A 21,473-nucleotide genomic window follows, 5' to 3' on the forward strand; every position below is an offset into this window, starting at 1 on the left:
GGGCAAATTGAACCTAGCTCGCGATTTCAAGACTAGCCGCCACGTCCTCACCCGTACGTGCAAATCGACGTCTTCGCGTCTCCTCCATGCGTGACGAAAGGTCTCGGATCAGCTCCATAACGTCTGGTGCGAGGCGGGCCGTGTTTACGATCTTGATGATGTAAGGGGGCTTGAGTGCGTTCATTCCGCCCCCGAAGATGGAATCCAAAAAGGCAGCCACAATGTCGCCATGCCACTCCGGCGCCCCTATCGCTGCCTTGAGACTCGATCGAAAATCCTGAGCTGTTTTCCAAGTACTGGCGTCGAGTTCTACTGTTCGCATAGTGCTCTCGGTGCCGCTCGAATTTTGGGCCGGTGTCCTACTCGCGGTGGATGCTCAAGTCTTCGAACACGGGCCCGTCGCCGTTGAGCGGATTGGCGGGATCGCGTGAATAGCGCAGCGTCTCGAAGCGCATCGCGCGCGCATCGATCATCAGGAGGCGGCCGACGAGGCCGTCGCCGAAGCCGACGATCTCGCGGATGGCCTCCAGCGCCATCATCGAGCCGAGCACGCCCGCGAGCGCGCCCATGACGCCGGCCTCTGCACAGGCCGGCACCGTGCCGGGCGGCGGCGCTTCCGGAAACAGGCAGCGGTAGGTCGGATTGAACTCGCCCTGCTCGTTCGTCTCATGCGCGCGGATGGTGGTCAGCGAGCCGTCGAAGGTGCCGAGCGCCGCTGATATCAGCGGCCGCTTGGCGAAGAAGCAGGCATCGGAAACGAGATAGCGCGTCGAGAAATTGTCGGAGCCGTCGAGCACCAGGTCGTAATCGCCGATCAGGCCGAGCGCGTTATCCGCGTTGAGCCAGGTGCCATGGCCGACGAAGCGGACATGCGGGTTGAGCGCCGCGATCCGCTCGGCCGCACTCTCGACCTTGTGCCGGCCGATGTCGGGCGTCGTATGGATCACCTGGCGCTGCAGGTTGGACAGCGACACCACGTCGTCGTCGACCACGCCGAGCGTGCCAACGCCGGCGGCGGCCAGATACATCAGCGCGGGCGCGCCGAGCCCGCCGGCGCCGATCACCAGCACCGAGGCCCGCTTCAGCGCCGCCTGGCCGGGGCCGCCGACATCGCGCAACACGATGTGGCGGGCATAGCGTTCGAGTTCGTCCGGGCTAAGCACCTTCTCTTACTCCTGAACCGCACCGTCATTGTTCGCGACCAACGAGATGTGCTTCAATCGCATGATTTTCAATGTTTTGGCGTTCAACGGGCTGGCTGGATTTGTCATGAGATCGATGCTTGCGGCAACCTTGATGTTTGCGGCCGCCACGGGCGCGCACGCCCAGATGAGGACGCCCCAAGTGCCAGGCGCCACCCCGAAAACGGTCCAGACCGTTCCGGTCAAGCCCCCTGCGATGCAGACGCCGTCCGCGACGGCCGATGGCATGGCCAAAGCCGAGCGGCTGGCGCTCCAGTCCGACCTCGCCTGGGTCGGACAATATAACGGCGCCATCACCGGCGACGTCAGCGAGCGCATGGTCAACGCCATCAAGGAGTACCAGAAGGCCAAGGGCGGCAAGCCGACCGGCGTGCTCAATCCGCAGGAGCGCACCGCGCTCACTGAGGCGGCACGCAAGAAGCAGGAGAGCGTCGGCTGGAAGATCGTGACGGAGCCGACCAGCGGCGCCCGGCTCGGCATTCCCGGCAAGCTGGTGCCGCAGCAGGCAAGCGACGCCAACGGCTCGAAATGGACCTCGCCGACAGGGACGGTGCAGGTGGTTCTCAGCCGCCGCAAGGAAGTGAGCCCGACCTCGGCCAAGCTCGCCGATCTCGAGAAGGAGCCGTCCGGCCGCAAGGTCGATTACACCGTGGTGAAGCCGGATTTCTTCGTGCTGTCGGGCTTGCAGGGCCAGAAGAAGTTCTACGTCCGCGGCACCTTCAAGGGTGACGAGGTCCGCACCATGACGATCCTCTACGACCAGGCGACAGAGAATACGGTCGAGCCGGTCGTGATCGCGATGTCGAGCGCGTTCAACGCGTTTCCGTCGGGACCGCTGGCCGGGCCGCCGCCGCGCAAGACCGTTGAATACGGCACCGGCATCGTCGTCAGCGAGGACGGCGCGATCGTCACCGACCGCCTCGTCACCGACGGCTGCCTTGCGATCACGATCGCCGGCCATGGCAGCGCCGACCGTCTCGCCGAGGACAAGGAGCACGATCTCGCGCTGCTGCGCATCTACGGCGCGCGCGACCTGAGGCCGCTCAGCCTCGCCGGAGGGGCCGCGAAGACCAATGTCGATGTCGTCGGCATCGCCGATCCGCAAAGCCAGGGCGGCGCCGCCGCCGTGTCGAACCTCAAGGCCGCGTTGACGCCGGCGATGAGCAGCAATTCCGCGCTCTCGCCGCCGCCAGCGGTCGGCTTCTCCGGCAGCCCAGCCGTCGACGGCGACGGCAAGTTCGCCGGCATCGCGCTGCTGAAGCCGGCGGTGGTCGCGGGACCCGCGACGTCGGTGCCGGCATCACAGGCGATGATGGTCTCTGCCGAGGCGGTGCGCGGGTTTCTCAAGGCGAAGGGCGTCAGCCCGAATGGCACGTCGACCGACGCCAAAGCCGCCGTCGTGCGCGTGATCTGCGTGCGCAAGTAGGTCTCGTGCCCCTGGACGCGTTGCAGCGCTTGCGCTGCCGCGCAGAGCCGGGGCACGGCCGTGCGGGCCACCTTACGTACGATTACGGAGCCGGTAATGGTACGGATTCGCTGGCATTCGCGATTCCGCCATCATCGTTGCCGTTGATTCGGACCTCCGCGATCCCCTTTGGATCGGGCCGGCACGTCCTGAGCGAGAAGCGCTCAGCATCCAGAAGCGATGCACGTTCGCGTGGCGTATCCCTGACCCAGCACTCCAAAGGATTGACCTTCAATGCACACGATCGTACTGGCCACCCAAAAGGGCGGCAGCGGCAAGAGCACGCTCGCCGTCGGCCTCGCCTTGGCCGCCAAGCAGGCCGGCTTCACCGTCCGCCTGATCGAGACCGACCCGCAGGGCACCCTCTCCAACTGGCAGCGCCGCCGCTCTACCGACGATCTCGTCGTCGAGCCGATCTATCACGCCGCCGATATCGCGCCGCGTCTCAAGATGCTCGCCGACAGCGGCCTCCAGCTCGCGATCGTCGACACCGCCGCCGGCCTCAGCGCCGCCACCACCGCCGCGATCCGCCATTCCGACCTCTGCGTGATCCCGGCCCGTCCCAGCGTCGCCGACATCGAGGCGACCGTCTCGACGCTCAGCGTCGCCCGCGCCTGGAAGCGGCCTTACAGCTTCGTGCTCAACCAGACGCCGATCCGCGGGCAGCGCATCGACAACGCCGCGACCGCGCTCGCCGAGGAAGCCGCGCTCGATCTTGCCGAGGTGCTCGCGCGTCCGCTGATCGTGATGCGCAACGATCACCAGGACGCGCTTGCGAGCGGCCTTGCCGTGAGTGAATTCGCGCCGAACGGCAAATCGGCGGACGAGATCCGCGGCCTCTGGCGCTGGATCGAGACCCGGCTCGAGCTCGAAGCCACCACCAATGTCCTGATCGACCAGGTCATCTCGGCTGCGCACGGCATGCTGCAGATCGCTGCGGAACAGGCGGCGGACGAGACCACGGCACTGGCGTCCTGAGGGGGGCGATCGCTCGGACGACAGTCGGGCTCTTCGCCATCCGGTGAACGGGCCCAAGCGACGAAGCAGTTCGGCCACCAGCCCGGCCGGATTGCTTCGCCTCGTGCGTTGTAGCGAGGGCTCCCGTAGCCTGGATGAAGCGAAGCGCAATCCAGGAAGGTCTCTCCGCGGAGAGGCCGGCCCCGGATTACGCTGCGCTCCATCCGGGCTACGACGCTGCGGCAATCCCGACGGTCACTTTTGACATTTCGCGCACCAGAACGTCGAACGACCGTTCTGCACGAACCGCTTGATCGTGCCGCCGCAGCGCGGCGTCGTGCATTTTTCGCCTTCGCGGTCATAGACCCTGAACGAATGCTGGAAATAGCCGAGCTCGCCCGAGGTCTGGCGATGGTCGCGCAAGCTGGAGCCGCCGGCCTTGATGGCATCGTTCAGCACGGTGTGGATCGCGCCGACCAAGCGCTGCGCATGATCCGTCGGCTCGCCCTTCCTGGTGGATAGCGTCGCAGCAATGCGCCGCGGCGACAGATGCGAGCGGTGCAGCGCCTCGCAGACATAGATGTTGCCGAGCCCGGCCACCACGCGCTGGTCGAGCAGCGCGGCCTTCAGGCTCGTGGTCTTGCCTTGGCAGGAGCGCGCCAGCATCGCGGCGTCGAATTCGTTGCCGAGCGGCTCGGGGCCGAGCCCGCGCAGCAGCGGCTCGTCTTCGAGCGCGCCACGCGCAATCACTTTCATGTATCCGAAGCGGCGCGGATCGTTGAAGACGATGTCGGCGCCCGAGGACATCCGAAACAACACGTGGTCGTGGGCGGAATCCTTGGCCTTCGGATAGTGAAACTCGCCGGGCTGAGCCTCGTTGTCCGGCTTGATGACGCGGAACGAGCCCGACATGCCCAGATGCATCAAGAGCACGTCGCCGGAGGCGAGATCGGCCATGAGATATTTTGCACGGCGCCCGAGGCCCGTGACGACCTGCCCCTTGAGCCGGGCCACGAAGTCGGGCTGGAACGGAAAGCGCAAATCCGGCCGGCGGGCCTCCGCATCGAGGATTTTCGCGCCCTCCATCACGGGCTGAAGGCCGCGGCGGACGGTCTCGACTTCGGGCAATTCAGGCATGGTCGGGCATTCACCTTATGAAGGCGGTGTGATAGCGCCATTGCGGCGGGCGGGCTATGGTCCGCCGAGTGGAGTAGAGTAATGGATCGGCCGGGCGAAACCACGCATTTTGGCTTCAGGGACGTTCCCCTCGGGGACAAGCAGACGCTGGTGAACGATGTGTTTCGCAGCGTGGCGTCGCGCTATGACCTGATGAACGATTTGATGTCCGGTGGCCTGCACCGGGTCTGGAAGGACATCATGATCACCGCGCTGGATCCGCCGAGGGGCGACCGGCCGTTCGCGCTGCTTGACGTCGCCGGCGGCACCGGCGACATCTCGTTCCGCGCCGCCAAGGCCGCCGGCCCCGGCTTCCACGCCACGGTGTGCGACATCAATGCGGACATGCTGGCCGTGGGGCGCGAACGCGCCGCCAAGCGTCATCTGGACACCCAGGTCGATTTCGTCGAAGGCAATGCCGAATCGCTCGGCTTCGCCGATCGCAGCTTCGATGCCTATACGATCGCTTTCGGCATCCGCAACGTGCCCCGGATCGACCTTGCGCTGCGCGAGGCCTATCGCGTGCTGAGACCCGGCAGCCGCTTCCTGTGCCTGGAATTCTCCACTGTCGAGATGCCCGGCCTCGACAAGCTCTATGATCTGTTCTCGTTCAAGGTGATCCCGCCGCTCGGGCGCATGGTCACGGGCGACGCCGAATCGTACCAGTATCTCGTCGAGTCCATCCGCAGATTTCCAAAGCCGGCCGCCTTCGCCGACATGATCCGCGAGGCCGGCTTTGCCCGCGTCAGCTGGCAGACACTCTCCGGCGGCATCGTCGCACTGCATTCGGGCTGGCGTTTGTGATCTCTGCCGTCACCCACATTGCGCGCCTGATCCGCGCCGCGTTCGTCTTTGCGCACGAAGGCGTGTTCGGCGCGGTCGATCCGAGCCTGGTGCCGCCGCCGGGACAGCTCGCGCTGAAGCTGGCGCGCATCATCGAGCGCCGTGGCGCCAAGCAGGGACCGCGGATCTCGCGCGCGCTGACGCGGATGGGCCCGGCCTATCTCAAGCTCGGCCAGTTCCTGGCCACGCGCCCCGACGTGGTCGGCGTCATCATGGCGCGCGACCTCGAAAGCCTGCAGGACCGCCTGCCGCCGTTTCCGCAGCAGGAAGCCGAGGCCACGATCGCGACCTCGCTGGAACGGCCGCTGACGGACATCTTTGTGAGCTTCGGCCCGCCGGTCGCGGCGGCCTCGATCGCGCAAGTGCATCGCGGCGAGGTGGTGCGCGACGGCATCCGCAAGTCCGTCGCGATCAAGGTGCTGAGACCCAACGTCGCCGCGCGCTTCCGCCGCGATCTCTCCGATTTCTTCTACGTCGCGCACAAGGCTGAGGCCTATTCGGCCGAGGCGCGGCGCCTGCGCCTGATCGAGGTCATCAACACCATGTCGCGCTCGGTCGCGATGGAGATGGACCTACGGTTAGAGGCTGCCGCGCTGTCGGAGATGGCGGAGAACACGCGCGACGATCCCGATTTCCGCGTGCCCGCCGTCGACTGGGACCGCACCACGCACAACGTGCTGACGATGGAATGGATCGACGGCATCGCGCTGAACGATCACAAGCGCCTCGCCGAGGCGCGGGTCGACCTGCCCGATCTCGGCCGCAAGGTGATCCAGAGCTTCCTGCGCCACGCGCTGCGCGACGGCTTCTTCCACGCCGACATGCATCCGGGCAATCTGTTCCTGGATGACGCCGGCCGCCTCGTCGCGGTCGATTTCGGCATCATGGGCCGGCTCGGCATGAAGGAGCGGCGCTTCCTCGCCGAGATCCTGCTCGGCTTCATCACCCGCGATTATCGCCGCGTGGCCGAGGTGCATTTCGAGGCCGGCTATGTGCCCGCGCATCATTCGGTCGAGAATTTTGCCCAAGCCATCCGCGCCATCGGCGAGCCGATCCACAACCGCACGGCGGAAGAGATCTCGATGGCGCGGCTGCTCACGCTGCTGCTCGAGGTCACCGGCCTGTTCGATATGACGACGCGGCCCGAGCTGATCCTGCTGCAGAAGACCATGGTGGTGGTCGAGGGCGTGGCGCGCGGCTTCGATCCCAAGCTCGACATCTGGCGAATCGCCGACCCCGTGGTGCGCGAATGGATCGAGCGCAACCTCGGACCGATCGGCCGCATCGAGGGCGCCCTCACAGGGACCGGGGACATCGCGCGGGTCTTGATGCGCCTGCCTGAGATCGCCGAGCGGTCGGTGAAGGTGCTCGAGCAGCTCGAGACCATGACGCGGGAGGGCATCAGGCTGTCGCCGGAGAGCATCGCGGCGATGGGACGCAGCGAGGGCCGCAAGAACCGCTGGCGCACCGTGGCGCTCTGGATCATCGCCGCGACCTTCATCGGGATTCTGATCGCCGTCCGGAATCTGTGATTGCACTGCAATCACTGGAGTGATAGCATCGCTATCATTCCGTGCCGGAGGGCGTCATGGCAAGCCTGACCATCCGCAAGCTCGACGACGCCGTCAAAACCTATTTGCGGCTGCGCTCGGCCAAGAACCACAGGTCGGTCGAGGAGGAGGTCCGGGTCATCCTGCGGGAGCTGATCGAGGGCCGCGAGGAGCCGCTGACGCCGTTTGCGGTGCCCTCCGCCGCCCCGACGCCGCAGCGCAGTGGCGCCGTTCCCGAGGCAAGCGTCACCCTGATCATCGGCGGCGGGATTGCGGCCTACAAGTCGCTCGACCTGATCCGCAGGCTGAAGGAGCGCCGTATCGAGGTCCGCTGCGTGCTGACCAAGGCGGCGCAGCAGTTCGTGACGCCGCTGGCCGCGAGCGCCCTGTCGCATGAGCGCGTCTATACCGACCTGTTCGACCCGCAGAGCGAGTTCGATGCCGGCCATATACGCCTCGCGCGCGACTGCGACCTGATCGTGGTGGCGCCGGCCACGGCCGACCTGATGGCGAAGATGGCGAACGGTCATGCCGACGATCTCGCCAGCGCCATCCTGCTCGCGAGCAACCGCAAGGTGCTGCTGGCGCCGGCGATGAATCCGCTGATGTGGAGCAACGCGGCGACCCGACGCAACGTCGCCCAGCTCCAGGGCGACGGCGTTGTGCTGATCGGCCCGAACGCGGGCGAGATGGCCGAGGCCGGCGAAGCCGGAACGGGCCGCATGTCGGAAGCCATCGAGATCGCCAATGCCGCCGAGCGCCTGCTGCGGCCGCCGACGCCGAAGCCGCTCGCGGGCACGCGCGTGCTGATCACCGCCGGTCCCACCCATGAGGCGATCGACCCGGTGCGCTATATCGCTAACCGTTCCTCCGGCAAGCAGGGCTTTGCCATTGCCGCCGCTGCACAGGCCGCGGGCGCCGAGGTTACTCTGGTGAGCGGCCCGGTCGACCTCGACGATCCCCCGGGCGTGACGGTGAAGCATGTCGAATCGGCGCGGCAGATGCTGGAGCAGGTCAAGGCCGCGCTTCCTACCGACGTCGCGATCTTCGCCGCCGCAGTCGCCGACTGGCGCGTCGCCAATGAAGGCGAGCAGAAGCTGAAGAAAACCGCGGCCGGCATGCCGCCGCTGCAATTGGTCGAGAACCCCGACATCCTCGCCACGATCTCCAAGCTCACCGACAAGCGCCCGAGGCTCGTGATCGGCTTCGCCGCCGAGACCGAGCACCTGATCGACAACGCCAAAGCAAAATTCGCGCGCAAGGGCTGCGACTGGATCGTCGCCAACGACGTCTCGCCCGCCACCGGCGTGATGGGCGGCGACCGCAACACGGTCCACCTGCTCAGCCGCAAGACCGGTGCGCCGGACGGCGAGATTGCAGTTGATTCCTGGCCGGCGATGACCAAGGAACAGGTCGCGATCGAACTGGTCGCGCAGATCGCGAAGAGCGTGACCGGCAAATCCCTGGAGTCCGCATCTTGAGCACGATGACCGTCGAGCTGCAACGCCTCGCCCACGCTGAGGGCCTGCCGCTGCCGGCCTATCAGACCAGCGAGGCCGCCGGCCTCGATCTGATGGCCGCGGTGCCGGACAACGAGCCCATGACGCTCGCACCAGGCCAATACGCGCTGGTGCCGACAGGCCTTGCCATCGCCTTGCCGCCCGGACACGAGGCGCAGGTGCGGCCGCGTTCGGGGCTGGCGGCCAAGCACGGCGTCACCGTGCTGAATTCGCCGGGCACGATCGATGCGGACTACCGCGGCGAGATCAAGGTGATCCTGATCAACCACGGCACCGCGCCTTTCGTGATCAAGCGCGGCGAGCGCATCGCCCAGATGGTGATCGCGCCGGTGCTGCAGGCCGCGCTGGTTCCCGTCGCCACATTGTCGTCGACCGACCGCGGCGCCGGCGGTTTTGGTTCGACCGGGCGCTAACCCAAGACAACTCCAGCCGAATCATCCGCAGAATCACGCGCCTTGGAACCGCGCGGCCCGCATTTTTTTGGGGCCGCCTTTGCGTTCACGATCTGGACTCTTACCGGCGGAGTCGCGGTGAGGGTATTGTCTTTTGATTCGCGCGCGACGGGGGTCGCCGCGCGCAGATTCGTGCGGTCTTGAATTTCCGCGTCTTGGGGCAACTATGTCAGGCGTGATCGTGTCGATGCGTCGGACGCTGTTGTCGTGCACATCGCTGGCGCGCAACGGCTTGGTGGGAGGCGCTCTCGCAGCGCTGCTGCCGGCTGCGCCGGCCAAGGCCGCCGACCTCATCGACACCCTCGCCCTCGTGATGGATCTCAACCGGCAGGAACTCGCGGTGCTCGCCACCGCGCTGGCCCTGCTCGGCTTCTCGGTGATGGCCGCGATCCTGTTGATGCGGACGCGGGTGCGCACGGCGAAGAACGAGGCGCGGCTGCGCGCGCGGATCGGGGAACTTCAGCTCCAGGCCGACCGCTTCGGCGCACTGTTGTTCGCCGAGCCGCAGATACTGATCTCATGGCCGGCGGGCGACAACCGCGCGCAGATTTCCGGCGATATCGCGCTGGTGCTGCCGCGCGATTCCTCGCCGCAGCGCGTGCTGGCGTTCGGAACCTGGCTGCCGCCGGAACCGGCGCTGCTGATGGACCACGCGGTCGATGCGCTGCGCGAGCGCGGCGACGGGTTCCAGCTGACGCTGACCACCGCGCACGGCCATATGCTGGAAGCGATCGGGCGCGCCATCGGCGGCCAGGCCATCGTCCGCATTCGCGAGCTCTCGGGCCTGCGCCGTGATCTGGCCGAAACCAATCTGCGCTACAAGGCGCTCTCCAACGAGACCGAGATGCTTCGCGGCTTTGCCGCGGCCGCACCGTGGCCGATCTGGGCAAAGGGCGAGAACGGCGCGCTGACCTACGCCAACCCGGCCTATGTGCGCGCCACCGAAGCGACCAGCGCCATCGATGCCCAGGAGCGCAAGCTCGAGCTGCTCGACAGCGACGACCGCAATGCGATGGAGCGGGGGCTGAAGGAAGCCGCCAATTTCACCTCGCGGCTGCCGATCGTGGTCGGCGGCGAACGGCGCATCTACGACGTGCGCGCCGTCAATGTCGGCAGCGGCAGCGTCGGCGTCGCCATCGATGCCAGCGAGGCGGATGCGCTGAGCTCGGCGCTGGTGCGCATGGCGGAGGCGCACCGCCGCACGCTCGACCAGCTCTCCTCCGGCGTTGCCGTGTTCGACGGCCAGCGGCGCCTTGCCTTCTACAACGATTCCTATCGCCGGCTGTGGGATCTCGATCGCAACTTCCTCGACGCCCATCCGGACGATTCCAGCGTGCTCGACCAGCTCCGCGCCGCGCGCAAATTGCCGGAGCAGCCGGATTTCCGCGCCTGGAAGGCCAAGCTGCACGAGGCCTATCGCGCGGTCGAGACCGCCAAGGACACCTGGTTCCTGCCTGACGGACGCGCGCTTTCGGTCGTCACCACGCCGAACCCGGAAGGAGGCGTCACCTATCTGTTCGACGACGTCACTGAAAGCCTCGACCTCGCCCGCCGCTTCGACGGCCTGATCCGCGTCCAGCGCGAGACGCTGGACAGCCTCGCCGAGGGGGTCGCGGTGTTCGGCAGCAACGGCAAGGCGCAGCTGTTCAATCCGGCCTTCGTGCGGATGTGGAAGCTGTCGAGCGATGCCATGCGCGACGAGCCGCATATCCAGACCGTCGAAGGCTGGTGCCATCAGCTGTTCGACGATCCGCAAGTCTGGCGCCAGATCCGCGAGGCCATCACCGCGATCGAGAACCGCGCCGACCTGCCGCTGAAGCTGGAGCGCAAGGACGGCAGCGTGCTCGACGGCATGATCCGGCCGCTGCCGGACGGCGCCACCATGCTGACCTTCCAGGACATCACTGACACCGAGAATGTCGAGCGCGCGCTGCGCGAGCGCAACGAGGCGCTGGAGGCGGCCGACCAGATGAAGGTGGATTTCGTCCACCACGTCTCCTACGAGCTGCGCTCGCCGCTCACCACTATCATCGGCTTCGCGCATTTCCTCAGCGATCCCTCGACCGGACCGCTGACGCCGAAGCAGGCCGAATATCTCGACTACGTCACCAAATCGACCAACGCTCTGCTCGCGCTCACCAACAACATCCTGGATCTCGCCACCATCGACGCCGGCGCGATGAAGCTGGAACTCGGGCAGGTCGACGTCAGCAAGGCCATCGAGCTTGCCGCCGAGGGCATCCAGGACCGGCTCGCCACCGACCGCATCCGCCTCAAGGTCGAGATCGCGCCCGACGTCGGCAGCTTCGTCGGCGACGAGAAGCGCGTGGTGCAGGTGCTCTATAACCTCCTCGCCAACGCCGTCGGGTTTTCTCCACAGGATTCCACCGTCGGCATCAGCGCGCGGCGCACCGAACGCAGCGTGGTCTTCACCGTGACAGATTCGGGCCCTGGAATACCTGCCGACATGAAAGACAAGGTGTTCAACTGGTTCGAAAGCCGCTCGCAGGGCTCGCGTCACCGCGGCGCCGGGCTCGGCCTGTCGCTGGTGCGCTCCTTCGTCGAGCTGCATGGCGGCAAGGTGCGGGTGGATTCGATCGTCGGCCGGGGCACGGTCGTGATCTGCGATTTCCCGACCGACCAGGCGGCGCATCGCGACGCCGCCGAATGACGGAAACAACCACATTCTCCGTCGCGCTTCACAACGAGACGGCCACGGCGCAATTAATGGCCGACCTCGCGCTGCTGGTCGGTCCCGGTGACGTCATTACGCTGACCGGCGATCTCGGCGCCGGCAAGACCGCGGCGGCGCGCAGCCTGATCCGCTATCTCGCCGGAGACGATGCGCTGGAAGTGCCGAGCCCGACCTTCACGCTGGTGCAGGGCTACGAGCTGCCACCCTTCCCGGTGCTGCATGCCGATCTCTACCGTGTCGAGGACGAGAGCGAGCTCGAGGAGATCGGGCTGTCGCCGCTGCCCGATGCCACGCTGGTGCTGATCGAATGGCCGGAGCGCGCCCCGTCGGCGATGCCCGAGAACCGCATCGACATCGCGCTGACGCATCGGCCGGCGCTGGGCTCGAACGCGCGTGCCGCCGACATCACCGGCCACGGCAAGAGCGCAGCTATAGTTGCGCGGCTGAAGGCGCTGCGCGACTTCCTCGACGCATCCGGTTACATCGATGCGACGCGCAGGCGCATGCCGGGCGACGCCTCGACGCGCTCCTACGCGCGGCTCGTGCGCGATGAGGAGATCGTCATCCTCATGAACTTCCCGCAGCGGCCCGACGGCGCGGCGCTCTACAACGGCAAATCCTACAGCGCCGCGGTGCATCTGGCCGAGAACGTAAAACCCTTCGTCGCCATCGACGAAGGCCTCCGGGCGCAGGGGATCTCCGCGCCTGCGATCCATCATTTTGATCTCGACCAGGGCTTTCTGATCTCCGAGGATTTCGGCAGCGAGGGCGTGATCGAGGGCGATCCGCCGCGGCCGATTCTCGAGCGTTACGAAGCCGCCACCGACGTGCTGGCGATGCTGCACGGCAAGGCGCTGCCGGAGACGCTGCCGCTGGACGGGCAGACCTACGCGATCCCCGTCTTCGACGTCGAGGCGCTGCTGATCGAGATCGGGTTGATGCCGGAATGGTATTTGCCCGATCGCAACGCGCCGCTGAGCGATGAGACGCGCGCGGAATTTTTTGCGATGTGGCGCGAATTGCTGAAGAGACCGCTGGCGGCGCCGAGGACGTGGATCATCCGCGATTATCACTCGCCCAACCTGATCTGGCTCGGCAACCGCAGCGGCATCGAACGCGTCGGCGTGATCGATTTCCAGGATGCCGTGCTGGGGCCGCAATCCTACGACGTGGTGTCGCTGCTCCAGGACGCTCGCATCGACGTACCCGAGACTATCGAGCTGACGCTGCTGTCGCGCTACATCAAGGCGCGGCGGGCGCAGGACACGAGCTTCGACGCCGCCGGCTTCGCCGAGCTCTACGCGATCATGTCGGCGCAGCGGAACACGCGCCTGCTCGGCACCTTCGCCCGGCTCAACCGCCGCGATGGCAAGCCGCATTACCTGCGCCATCAGCCGCGGATCTGGACCTATCTCCAGCGCTCGCTGGCGCATCCCGCGCTCGCCCATCTGCGCGACTGGTATCTCGCCAACGTCCCGCCGCCGGGCTGATTCAGGACCGATTTACCGGCCGTTAGCCAAGATGTCGCTATTCTGGCGCCGAGGGAGCCGGAACATTGCGGGGCTGGAGCGGGGCAGATGGCAGCGAAAGCGGATCAGCGCGGAAATAGCCGGGTTATTTTCGAGCGCGGGTTTTCGGCACAGATGATGGGAATCGACGGCACCTGGCGGCGCGACTGCACCATGGAGGACGTCTCCGAGACCGGCGCCAAGCTGACCATCGACGGCTCGGTCGAAGGTCTGCATCTGAAGGAATTCTTTCTCCTGCTGTCCTCCACGGGGCTCGCCTACCGGCGTTGCGAGCTGGCCTGGGTCAATGGCGACCAGATCGGTGTCAATTTCCTGAAAGTGGGCGACAAGAAGAAAAAGCTACGTTCCACAGCCGTTGGGGCGTGACGGCAACACCCGTCGTACAACCGTCACGGCGGGTGGTTAAGGCGGTTGAGATGCGGTGCGGCAGATCGAGCCTCGTGTTAGGATTGCCGCGAACGCGAAAGGTCCTGAGAAGGGGAAGGATGTCCGTCAAGCCGACCAAAGCCATGGTGCTCGCCGCAGGGTTTGGCCTGCGCATGCGCCCCCTGACGGACAAGATGCCGAAGCCGATGGTGCCGGTCGCAGGCCAGCCGCTGCTCGACCACGTGCTCGACAAGCTCGGCCAGGCCGGCGTGACCGAGGCGGTGGTCAACGTGCACTATTTGCCGGACCAGATCATCGACCACGTCGCATCACGCCAGCTTCCGCGCGTGACGATCTCCGACGAGCGCGACCAGGTGCTCGGCACCGGCGGCGGCGTCGTCAAGGCGCTGCCGCTGCTCGGCGATGCGCCGTTCTTCCACGTCAATTCCGACACGCTGTGGATCGACGGCGTGCGCTCCAACCTGACGCGGCTCGCCGAAAACTTCGATCCCGATCGAATGGACATCCTGCTCCTGATGGCGCCGACGGCGACCAGCATCGGCTATGGCGGCCGCGGCGATTACGGCATGCTGCCCGACGGCGCCTTGCGCAAGCGCAAGGAGAAGGAGGTCGTTCCGTTCGTCTATGCCGGCGCAGCGATCATGTCGCCCGCGATCTTCGTGGACGCACCCAAGGGCGAATTCTCGCTGACGAAGATGTTCGATCGCGCGGGCGAGCAGGAACGGTTGTTCGGCCTGCGCCTCGACGGCGTCTGGATGCATGTCGGCACGCCCGATGCCGTGCACGCCGCGGAAGAGGCGTTTTTGGAGAGCGTGGCGTAGGGGCTGCCTCGAAGAGGCCGTAGCCCGGATGGAGCGTAGCGTAATCCGGGGCCTCTCGCCGCGGAGCAGCATCCCGGATTGCGCTGCGCTCCATCCGGGCTACGAACCTCGGCGAACAGCGGGGACGACTCCTCCTCCACCCATGACCATTTGACCCCGCCTCCCTATATTGCCTGATCCTTCGAATCAGGCAGCCCATGCGCGTCTTCAGCGTTCCCATCTCAGTTCCGTTCCTGCGCACGGTCGTCACCGCCCTGCTCGATGGGCGGCTGGTGGAGGGATTCGAGGCGCGCAAGGAACCGGCGCGGCTGGCGGACGCCACGCTGTATCTGCCGACGCGGCGCGCCATGCGGATCGTGCGCGAGATCTTTCTCGACGAGATGAAGGCGGATGCCGTCGTGCTGCCGCGCATCGTCGCGCTCGGCGACATCGACGAGGACGAGCTCGCTTTCGCGGGCGAGAGCGAACAGTTTTCCGGGACCGCGCCGCTCGACATTCCGCCGCGCCTGGGCGAGCTCGAACGGCGTCTGACGCTGGCGCAGCTCGTCGCCGCCTGGGCCAAGGGCCCGGTGCTTGCGCCGCTGGTCGTCGGCGGCCCCGCCTCGACGCTGGCGCTGGCGTCCGATCTCGCGCGCCTGATCGACGACATGGTGACGCGCGGCGTCGACTGGAGCGCCCTTGACGGCCTCGTGCCTGACAACCTCGACCGCTACTGGCAGCACTCGCTCGAATTCCTGCGCATTGCCCGCATCGCCTGGCCCAATCACCTCGCCGAGATCAACCGGATCGAGCCGGCCGCGCGGCGCGATCTTCTGATCGCAGCGGAAGCGAGGCGCTTGACCGCGCATCCAAGTGGACCCGTGGTCGCGGCGGGCTCGACCGGCTCGATGCCGGCCACCGCAAAGTTCCTGCATGCGGTCGCCTCGCTGCCGCATGGCGCCGTGGTGCTGCCCGGTCTGGACACCGATCTCGACGAGGATGCCTGGCGCAGCATCGGCGGCAGCAGGGACCTCTTGGGCATCACCGAGAATCCGGCGTCGAACCATCCGCAATATGCGATGCATGCGCTGCTCGATCGCTTCGGCATCAAGCGCAGCGATGTCGAGATTTTGCAGCCGCCGGCGGAAGACGGCCGCGACCTGCTCGCGTCGGAATCGATGCGGCCGTCCGCCAAGACCGAGGTCTGGCACGACCGGCTGAAGCAGCCCGATGTTGCCGCGAAGATCGCGGGCGGCATGAAGAACCTCGCGGTGGTCGAAGCGCCCAATCCTGAAATGGAAGCGCTCGCCATCGCCATCGCCATGCGCGAGGCCAGACACCTGGACAAATCCGCGGCGCTGGTCACGCCCGACCGCGCCTTGGCGCGGCGGGTGATGGCGGCGCTGACCCGATGGGATCTCGCCTTCGATGATTCCGGCGGCGACGTCTTGATGGAGACATCCGCTGGCACGTTTGCGCGCCTTGCGGCGGAGGCGGCGACCAAGGGCCTGGAGCCGCCGACGCTGCTGGCGATGCTGAAGCATCCGCTGTGCCGGCTCGGCCGCGCGCCGGGCGCGTGGAAGATGGCAATCGAGAGCCTGGAGCTTGCGCTGCTGCGCGGCACGCGCCCGCCGGCAGGCACGGCCGGCCTCCTGCGCGAGTTCAACCGCTTCCGCGAGGAGCTGGCAAAGCTGTGGCGCAGCGAGGTCTCCGCACTGCATCGCGCCGAGCCGCGGGCGCGTCTCAAGGCCGAGGATCTCGATCGCATCCAGGCTCTGATCGACGCCCTGCAAAAGGCATTGGCGTCGATCGAGAGCCTGCCGCCGGCGAAGCCGTATGATTTCGCGGAGCTTGCGCATCGGCATCGCGAGATCATGATCGAGCTGTCGCGCGACGATCAGGGCATTCCGCTCGCCTTCGAGGATCGCGATGGACTCGCGCTCGCCGGCGCCTTCGACGATCTCTTGCGCGGCGGCACGACCAGCGGATTGATGGTGCAGCTAGCGGACTACGCGGGCGTGTTCCAGACCGCCTTCGGGGACCGCGCGGTGCGGCGGCGCGACAGGCCGGGCGCACGGTTGCAAATCTACGGCCCGCTGGAATCGCGCCTGATGCAGGCCGACCGCATCATCGTCGGCGGCCTGATCGAAGGTGTCTGGCCGCCGGCGCCGCGCATCGATCCCTGGCTGAGCCGGCCGATGCGGCACGAGCTCGGGCTCGATCTGCCGGAGCGCCGCATCGGCCTGTCCGCCCATGACTTCGCGCAATTGCTCGGCGGCGACGAGGTCATTCTCACTCATTCCGCAAAGGCCGGCGGCGCGCCGGCGGTGGCCTCGCGCTTCCTTCATCGGCTGGAGGCGGTGGCCGGCGATGAGCTCTGGCAGGCGGCCGTTCGCGCCGGCGAGACATATGTGCAGTTCGCTTCGGCGCTCGACCAGCCCGACGAGGTCAAGCCGATCAAGCAGCCGGAACCACGGCCGCCGCGCGCGACACGCCCGCTCAAAATGTCCGTCACCGAGATCGAAGACTGGCTGCGCGACCCCTACACGATCTACGCCAAACGCATCTTGCGGCTCGATGCGCTCGATCCCGTCGACATGCCGCTCTCGGCCGCCGACCGCGGATCGGCGATTCACGATGCCATCGGCGAATTCACGGAAAGCTATGCGGCGCGTCTGCCCGACGATCCCGCGCGGGTGCTGCGCGCGATCGGCGAGAAGCACTTTGCACCGCTGATGGAGCGGCCCGAAGCACGGGCGCTGTGGTGGCCGCGCTTCCAGCGCATCGCGCGCTGGTTCGGCGAATGGGAGACGGCGCGGCGCGAGGCGATCGCGGCGATCGTCGCGGAGACCCGTGGCGAGATCTCGTTCATGCTCGATCCTCAGCGCAGCTTCCGCCTTTCCGCGCGCGCCGACCGCATCGAACGCCGCCAGGGCGGCGGCTACGCCATCCTCGACTACAAGACCGGCCAGCCGCCGACCGGCAAGCAGGTCCGCATGGGCCTGTCGCCGCAGCTGACGTTGGAAGCCGCGATCCTGCGCGAGGGCGGTTTTCCCGACATCGACGCCGGCGCCTCCGTGAGCCAGCTCGTCTATGTCCGCCTCAGCGGCAACAATCCACCCGGCGAGGAGCGCATCCTCGAGCTCAAGTTCAAGCCGGGCGACGAGCCGCAGCCGCCGGACACCGCGGCCGCCGAGGCGAGGGCAAAGCTGGAAGCGCTGATCCGCGCCTTCGAGGACGAGAACCAGGCCTATACATCGCTGAACCTGCCGATGTGGGCGAATCGCTACGGCACCTATGACGACCTTGCCCGGATCAAGGAATGGTCGGCGGCCGGCGGGTTGGGGATCGAGGAATGGTGAAGGCGCCGCGTCCCATCCCCGACGAGGTGCGCGCGCGGCAGGCGCGCGCATCCGATCCGACCGCGTCGGCCTTCGTCTCGGCCAACGCCGGCTCGGGCAAGACGCATGTGCTGGTGCAGCGCGTGATCCGCCTGCTGCTCTCGGGCGTGCCACCGGAGAAAATTCTCTGCATCACCTTCACAAAAGCTGCCGCCGCAAACATGGCCGAGCGCGTGTTCACCACGCTCGGTCATTGGGTGACGCTGGACGATGACGCGCTCGACGCGGCGATCCGCGCGGTCGGCATCCCGCATCCCGGCGCAAAACTGCGCCGCGACGCGAGAAAACTGTTCGCCTGCGCGCTGGAGACGCCGGGCGGGCTGAAGGTGCAGACCATCCACGCACTGTGTACCCGCCTGCTCCAGCAATTTCCGTTCGAGGCCAACGTTCCCGCACGCTTCGCCGTGATCGACGAGCGCGACCAGACCGACATGATGGAACGCGCCAATTTGAAGGTGCTGCTGGAAGCCGCACGCGATCCGGAGAGCGTCACCGGCCGCGCGCTGCTGACGGCGATGGCGAGCGCCGCGGATGTCACCTTCAAGGAGGTCGTGCGCGAGGCGTGCCTCAGCCGCGATCATTTCATGGCCTGGACCGACCAGGCCGGCAATGCGGAAGCCGCAGCGGCGCAGATGGCTGCGGTGCTGGGCGTTGACATCGGCGACCGTATCGAAGCCGTCGAGACGGAAATTCTCGACGGCCCGTTCCTGCCGCGCGCGCGCTGGGACGACATTGCCTTCGCGCTGGAGGACGGCAGCAAATCCGACAATGACCAGGCAGGGCGGCTGCGCGCGGCAAAGGTGTTTTCCGGCAGCGATCAGGTCGACGCCTATCTGTCCGTCTTCCTCACGGACGACAAGCTGCCGCGCAAGGCAGTGCTGACCAAGAAGTTCTGCGATCACAATCCCTCCGTGGCCCGCCTGTTCGAAGCCGAGGCGCAGCGCCTTGCAGGGCTGATCGAAAAGCGCCGCGCCGTGACGGTTCGGGACCGCACCGCGGCCCTGCTGCATATCGCGACAGCGGCCGCCGCGAATTACCGCCGCGAGAAGCAGGAGCGCGGCCTGCTCGACTACGACGACCTCATCGACAAGACGCTGGCGATGCTGGACCGCATCGCCTCGGGCTGGGTGCATTACAAGCTCGACCGCGGCGTCGATCACGTGTTGATCGACGAGGCGCAGGATACCAGCCCGCGCCAATGGGACATCATCGCGCACATCATCTCCGAGTTCACCGCCGGCGAAGGCGCGCGCGAGGGGCTGAACCGCACCATCTTCGCCGTCGGCGACGAGAAGCAGTCGATCTTCTCGTTCCAGGGCGCAGCTCCCCACGAGTTCGACGCGCGCAGGCGCGAGCTGCATCGCAAGTTCACCGCCGCCGGCCTGAAATTCGATCCGGTCGCCTTCACCTATTCGTTCCGCTCGGGCGCGACGATCCTGCATTCGGTCGACCACGTCTTCCGCGATCCCGCGATCTACAAGAGCATCCATTCGGTCGAGATCGGCCATCCCCTGCACAATTCGCTGAGCGATGCCGGCCCGAGCGTGATCGAGCTGTGGGATCTCGCCGAGGCCGACGATCGGCAGGACATCGAGGGCTGGCGTGCGCCATTCGACGGCGTCGCCGTCACCAGCCCCGAGGTCAAGCTTTCCCGACGCATCCAGGCCGAGATCAAGCGGCTGGTCGAGAGCGGCACGCTGACCGGGCACGAGGGCGAGCGTCGTCCTCTTCGCTATGGCGACATGCTGATCCTGGTGCGCCGGCGCGGCAACGCATTCGACGCCGTGATCCAGGCGCTGAAGCACGCTGGTATCCCGGTCGCCGGCGCCGACCGCCTCAAGCTGACCGAGCACATCGCCATCATCGACCTGATGAACCTGGCCGACGCGCTGCTGCTGCCACAGGACGATCTCGCGCTCGCGGTGGCGCTGAAGAGCCCGCTGTTCGGGCTCGATGACGACGATTTGTTCACTCTCGCCTGGGACCGCAAGGGCTCGCTGCGCCGCGCGCTCGGCGAGCACGCGGCCACAAGCGAAAAATTCACCACGGCGTTGCGTCGCCTGGAAGCCTGCGAGATCCGCGCCCGCGACGAGACGCCGTTCGCGTTCTACGCCTGGCTGCTGGGCGGCGATGGCGGGCGTGCGCGCATCCTGCGCCGGCTCGGCCACGAGGCCAATGACGCGCTCGACGAATTCCTGGAGCTCGCGCTGAACTACGAGCGCAAGGCGCCGGCTTCGCTGCAGGGCTTCATGGCCTGGCTCCGCTCGGCCGACACCGAAGTGAAGCGCGACATGGAGATCTCGCGCGACGAGGTGCGGGTCATGACCGTACACGGCGCCAAGGGCCTGGAGGCCTCGGTCGTGTTCATGGTCGACACCACGTCTTCGCCCGCGGACTCGCAGCGGCTGCGGCTGATCCAGGTACCGCGCGGCAATGGCGGCGAGGTCGTGGTCTGGGCCGGACGCAAGGCCGACGATCCCAAGCCTGTCGCCGAGGCGCGCAAGGCGATGCTGGAGGAGACCGAGGACGAATATCGCCGCCTGCTTTATGTCGCGATGACGCGCGCGGCCGACCGGCTGATCGTCGGCGGCTGCATGCCCGGCAACATGAAGACGGTGCGCAAGCTGAGCTGGTACGACCTCGTCGACACCGGGCTCAAAGGCTCGGGCCTCGACAAGCAGGTGATCGAGACGCCGCTCGGCAAGGTCACCCGGTTCGCCCGTCCTGAGGACGTCGCGGCGCTGGGCGCGCCGGCGGCCTCCGTGCACCAGACCATCGCGCTGCCGGAGTGGCTGCGGACACCGGCCCCGCGCGAGACCATCGACGAGGATCCCGTGCGCCCCTCGGGCCAGCCTGCCGAGGAGGGCCGCAGCGTCCGATCGGGCGAATCGGTGCAGTCGCGCGCGCTGGCGTTGCAACGCGGCACGCTGGTGCATCGCCTGTTGCAATCGCTGCCCGAGATCGCCGGCGAGCGCCGGCGCGAGGCCGCGCTCGGCTTCATGGCGCGCAACGCCGCGGACTGGCCGGAGGCCGATCGCATCGCACTGGCCGACAAGGTGCTCGCCCTGATCACGGAGCCGCGTTTCGCGCCCGTCTTTGCCGCCGGCAGCCGGGCGGAGGTCGCGATCGCCGGGCGGCTGGAGCGGCCGGGCCGCACGCCGGCCCTGGTGTCGGGGCAGATCGACCGGCTGGTCGTGCGCCCCGAGGAGGTCCTGATCGTCGACTTCAAGACCAACCAGGCAGCGCCCAAAAGCGCGGCCGAGGCGCCGGCGACCTATGTCCTCCAGCTTGCGCTGTACCGGGCGGTGCTGTCGCGGCTTTATCCCCAAAAGCCGGTCAGGGCCGTCCTGCTCTGGACCGAGGCCCTTGAATATATGGAGATTTCGCCCCCCGCGCTGGACGCGGCGCTGGCATCCCTTCATCTCGGTGTGAGCGTCCTTGACCCGGCAAGGGGCCGTTCATAGGTTGACCGCATGATCCCGGGCGCGATTCCAGG

At 67.1% G+C, this 21,473-nt stretch carries 14 protein-coding genes; 12 read left to right on the forward strand and 2 right to left on the reverse strand.

Going from position 1 to position 21,473, the window contains the following annotated elements:
- Positions 1-359: 359 nt before the first annotated feature.
- Positions 360-1,163: a molybdopterin-synthase adenylyltransferase MoeB gene (locus I6F36_RS20190; RefSeq protein WP_225172008.1), complete on the reverse strand. Its 804-nt coding sequence runs from the start codon at positions 1,161-1,163 to the stop codon at positions 360-362.
- Positions 1,164-1,269: 106 nt separating this feature from the next.
- On the opposite strand from I6F36_RS20190, the gene I6F36_RS20195 reads away from it, so the two are divergent.
- Positions 1,270-2,628: a serine protease gene (locus tag I6F36_RS20195; protein ID WP_225172009.1), complete on the forward strand. Its 1,359-nt coding sequence runs from the start codon at positions 1,270-1,272 to the stop codon at positions 2,626-2,628.
- A 273-nt stretch (positions 2,629-2,901) separates the two neighbouring features.
- Positions 2,902-3,645: a ParA family protein gene (locus tag I6F36_RS20200; protein WP_225172010.1), complete on the forward strand. Its 744-nt coding sequence runs from the start codon at positions 2,902-2,904 to the stop codon at positions 3,643-3,645.
- A 234-nt stretch (positions 3,646-3,879) separates the two neighbouring features.
- On the opposite strand, the gene mutM is transcribed toward I6F36_RS20200, so the two are convergent.
- Complete coding sequence (mutM, locus tag I6F36_RS20205) at positions 3,880-4,761, reverse strand: bifunctional DNA-formamidopyrimidine glycosylase/DNA-(apurinic or apyrimidinic site) lyase (protein WP_036009051.1); 882 nt, start codon at positions 4,759-4,761, stop codon at positions 3,880-3,882.
- Between the two features lie 81 nt (positions 4,762-4,842).
- On the opposite strand from mutM, the gene ubiE reads away from it, so the two are divergent.
- The 10 genes from ubiE to addA all read left to right on the forward strand — a co-directional run bounded on the left by ubiE (position 4,843) and on the right by addA (position 21,441).
- Entirely contained in the window at positions 4,843-5,604 is a 762-nt protein-coding gene (gene ubiE / locus I6F36_RS20210) for a bifunctional demethylmenaquinone methyltransferase/2-methoxy-6-polyprenyl-1,4-benzoquinol methylase UbiE (RefSeq protein WP_225142410.1), read from the forward strand.
- Positions 5,601-7,175: a 2-polyprenylphenol 6-hydroxylase gene (ubiB, locus tag I6F36_RS20215; protein WP_225142412.1), complete on the forward strand. Its 1,575-nt coding sequence runs from the start codon at positions 5,601-5,603 to the stop codon at positions 7,173-7,175. Before ubiE ends, ubiB begins: the two co-directional genes overlap by 4 nt.
- 56 nt (positions 7,176-7,231) lie before the next feature.
- A complete protein-coding gene (gene coaBC, locus I6F36_RS20220; RefSeq protein ID WP_225142414.1) occupies positions 7,232-8,674 on the forward strand; it encodes a bifunctional phosphopantothenoylcysteine decarboxylase/phosphopantothenate--cysteine ligase CoaBC in 1,443 nt (480 codons plus the stop codon).
- A complete protein-coding gene (gene dut / locus I6F36_RS20225; RefSeq protein ID WP_225142415.1) occupies positions 8,671-9,126 on the forward strand; it encodes a dUTP diphosphatase in 456 nt (151 codons plus the stop codon). The genes coaBC and dut overlap by 4 nt, the downstream gene beginning before the upstream one ends.
- A 205-nt stretch (positions 9,127-9,331) precedes the next feature.
- A complete protein-coding gene (locus tag I6F36_RS20230) occupies positions 9,332-11,836 on the forward strand; it encodes a PAS domain-containing sensor histidine kinase (RefSeq protein ID WP_225142417.1) in 2,505 nt (834 codons plus the stop codon).
- Complete coding sequence (tsaE, locus tag I6F36_RS20235) at positions 11,833-13,350, forward strand: tRNA (adenosine(37)-N6)-threonylcarbamoyltransferase complex ATPase subunit type 1 TsaE (RefSeq protein ID WP_225172011.1); 1,518 nt, start codon at positions 11,833-11,835, stop codon at positions 13,348-13,350. The genes I6F36_RS20230 and tsaE overlap by 4 nt, the downstream gene beginning before the upstream one ends.
- 87 nt (positions 13,351-13,437) lie before the next feature.
- Positions 13,438-13,755 carry a PilZ domain-containing protein gene (locus tag I6F36_RS20240; RefSeq protein ID WP_036024457.1) on the forward strand — a complete coding sequence of 106 codons (318 nt, stop codon included), beginning with the start codon at positions 13,438-13,440 and terminating at the stop codon, positions 13,753-13,755.
- A gap of 119 nt (positions 13,756-13,874) precedes the next feature.
- A complete protein-coding gene (locus I6F36_RS20245) occupies positions 13,875-14,597 on the forward strand; it encodes a nucleotidyltransferase family protein (RefSeq protein WP_036024455.1) in 723 nt (240 codons plus the stop codon).
- 197 nt (positions 14,598-14,794) lie between these two features.
- The gene (addB, locus tag I6F36_RS20250; protein WP_225172012.1) at positions 14,795-17,938 is read left to right on the forward strand and encodes a double-strand break repair protein AddB; all 3,144 of its coding nucleotides are present in this window, start codon (positions 14,795-14,797) and stop codon (positions 17,936-17,938) included.
- Entirely contained in the window at positions 17,932-21,441 is a 3,510-nt protein-coding gene (gene addA, locus I6F36_RS20255; RefSeq protein WP_225128051.1) for a double-strand break repair helicase AddA, read from the forward strand. The genes addB and addA overlap by 7 nt, the downstream gene beginning before the upstream one ends.
- Positions 21,442-21,473: the final 32 nt, after the last annotated feature.

Source organism: Bradyrhizobium sp. BRP19 (assembly GCF_020194195.1).
Taxonomy (GTDB): domain Bacteria; phylum Pseudomonadota; class Alphaproteobacteria; order Rhizobiales; family Xanthobacteraceae; genus Bradyrhizobium; species Bradyrhizobium yuanmingense.

Bases quoted from the DNA above. Each gene is read 5' to 3' on its own strand.
- I6F36_RS20195 (WP_225172009.1), top strand. From the start codon at position 1,270: ATGAGATCGATGCTTGCGGCAACCTTGATGTTTGCGGCCGCCACGGGC.
- I6F36_RS20200 (WP_225172010.1), top strand. From the start codon at position 2,902: ATGCACACGATCGTACTGGCCACCCAAAAGGGCGGCAGCGGCAAGAGC.
- mutM (WP_036009051.1), bottom strand. From the start codon at position 4,761: ATGCCTGAATTGCCCGAAGTCGAGACCGTCCGCCGCGGCCTTCAGCCC.
- ubiE (WP_225142410.1), top strand. From the start codon at position 4,843: ATGGATCGGCCGGGCGAAACCACGCATTTTGGCTTCAGGGACGTTCCC.
- coaBC (WP_225142414.1), top strand. From the start codon at position 7,232: ATGGCAAGCCTGACCATCCGCAAGCTCGACGACGCCGTCAAAACCTAT.
- I6F36_RS20230 (WP_225142417.1), top strand. From the start codon at position 9,332: ATGTCAGGCGTGATCGTGTCGATGCGTCGGACGCTGTTGTCGTGCACA.
- tsaE (WP_225172011.1), top strand. From the start codon at position 11,833: ATGACGGAAACAACCACATTCTCCGTCGCGCTTCACAACGAGACGGCC.
- I6F36_RS20240 (WP_036024457.1), top strand. From the start codon at position 13,438: ATGGCAGCGAAAGCGGATCAGCGCGGAAATAGCCGGGTTATTTTCGAG.
- I6F36_RS20245 (WP_036024455.1), top strand. From the start codon at position 13,875: ATGTCCGTCAAGCCGACCAAAGCCATGGTGCTCGCCGCAGGGTTTGGC.
- addB (WP_225172012.1), top strand. From the start codon at position 14,795: ATGCGCGTCTTCAGCGTTCCCATCTCAGTTCCGTTCCTGCGCACGGTC.
- addA (WP_225128051.1), top strand. From the start codon at position 17,932: ATGGTGAAGGCGCCGCGTCCCATCCCCGACGAGGTGCGCGCGCGGCAG.